Source organism: Mycobacterium sp. TH-M106 (genome assembly GCF_057473765.1).
Genome location: NZ_JBYCLE010000178.1, coordinates 1 through 1,870 on the forward strand (window position 1 = coordinate 1; position 1,870 = coordinate 1,870).

Here is a 1,870-nt window from a genome sequence, read left to right on the forward strand (position 1 = left end):
CCACCGTTCCCGCCGGGCGGCCCAGGGGTGGCGGCGGAACCGCCCCAGTTCGGCGGCGCTGAACGGGCGGTCGTCCTTGGGTACCATCCACGGGGGATTCCGCTGGAATACGTTGACGTGCGCAGCGATTCGGGCCAGTTCCGGGACCGCCTGCACCGCACTGGCGCCGGTTCCGATCACCGCGACTTTCCTGCCGGTCAGGTCGACGTCACGGTCCCATGCACAGGTGTGCATCAGGTGGCCCCGGTAGTCGGTCAAACCCTCGATGTCGGGCAGCTTGGACGCGCCGAAAAGGCCGGCCGCGCTGACCAATACATCGGCCACCAGCGTCCTGACAGCGTCGCTGTTGGCCTCCTGCAGTTGCAATTCCCACCGCCGGGCGTCCTCGTCCCACCGCGCCCGCCGCACCCGGGTCCGCAGCATCAAGTGGCGACGCAGGTCGAACTCGTCGACCACCGATTCCAGATACGCCAGGATCTCCGGCTGGCGGGCGTACGTGCGGCTCCAGTTCGGGTTCAGCGCGAAGGAGAACGAATAGAGGTGGCTCTGCACGTCGCACGCGGCGCCAGGGTAGACGTTGCGCCGCCAGGTACCTCCCACCCCGTCCTCACCGTCGATGATCACCAGGTCGTCGACGCCCCTGCGGCGCAGCGTCACCGCCGCGCCGAGGCCGCCGAAGCCAGCGCCGATGATCGCGACCCGCGGCGGGTGGCGCCGCCGCGTCGCCGCCCTCACCCGGCCGACGGCATAGCGCCGGCGCGCCCGCCGGCTCGTCACGCTCCGGCCTCGCCGCCGCGCAGCAGGAGGCCCTCCAAATCCCCTTGGGCCCGCCATGCCCGCAGGATGTCGGCGTACTCGGTCGGCCCGCCGAAGAAGAAGCTGCCCTGCCGGGTCTTGGCGTCGGCCTTGCCTTCCCGGTTGTAGTACCCCGGAGTGCAGGTCGCGGCGCGCTCGGCGGTGGCGGCCGACCGGGCCACGACGGTGTCGACCCAGGCGGCTTCGGCCTCCGGTGACGCCTCGACCTCGGTGATGCCGTGTTGCAGGGTCCACGCGATGATCCAGGCGGCGTGGGTGGCCTGCACGTCGAGCAGATAGGGGAAGTTCACCGTCAGCCCGGCCTGGGAGATGCTTTCGATGAAGCAGTTCGGGAAACCGCTGGCGCACAGGCCCTGGAAGGTGCGCACACCGTCGCGCCAGCGCTGCGTGAGCGTCACCCCGCCGCGGCCGACCAGCTCGAAGCCGGTGCGGCGGCAGTAGTCGGTGCCGACCTCGAAACCCGTTGCGAAGATCAAACAGTCGAGCTCGTAGGTCACGTCGTCCACGACGACGCCGGACTCGGTGATGCATTGCACCCCGCGACCCCGGGTGTCGACCAGCGTGACGTTGTCTCGGTTGAACGTCTGCAGGTACTCGTCATGGAAGCAGGGGCGCTTGCAGAAGTAGCCGTACCACGGCTTGAGAGCCTCGGCGGTGGCGCGGTCGGCGACGATCTCGTCGACCCGCGCCCGGATCTCCGCCATCTTGGCGAAGTCCGCCAACTCGATGTCGCGGCCGCGCTGCTCGGGGTCGACCAAATCGTCGGCGTCGTGGCGCATCACCGGGAGCTTGCGGGTGATGCTCGTCCACGCGTCGGCGACGAGGTCCTCGGAGGCCTGCCCGCCGGCGGTGAGGATCTGGAAGTTCTCGATGCGCTCACGCTGCCAGCCGGGCCGCAGCGTGTCGGCCCAGCCGGGCTCGGTGGGCCGGTTGGCCCGCACGTCCACCGACGACGGCGTGCGCTGGAATACGTAGAGCCGCTGCGCCGCCGCGGCCAGATGCGGCACGCACTGGACCGCGGTCGCGCCCGTGCCGATGATGCCGACGCGCTTGG

2 protein-coding genes are annotated in these 1,870 nt (G+C 70.4%); both read right to left on the bottom strand.

Annotated features, from left to right (window positions below; all coding sequences use genetic code 11):
- Positions 1 to 777: flavin-containing monooxygenase (locus AC2VOP_RS06180; protein ID WP_486960135.1), on the bottom strand; the 777-nt coding region annotated here is incomplete at its 3' end.
- On the bottom strand, positions 774 to 1,870 hold a 1,097-nt coding region (locus tag AC2VOP_RS06185; protein WP_486960136.1), incomplete at its 5' end, for a flavin-containing monooxygenase. The genes AC2VOP_RS06185 and AC2VOP_RS06180, both read right to left, overlap by 4 nt.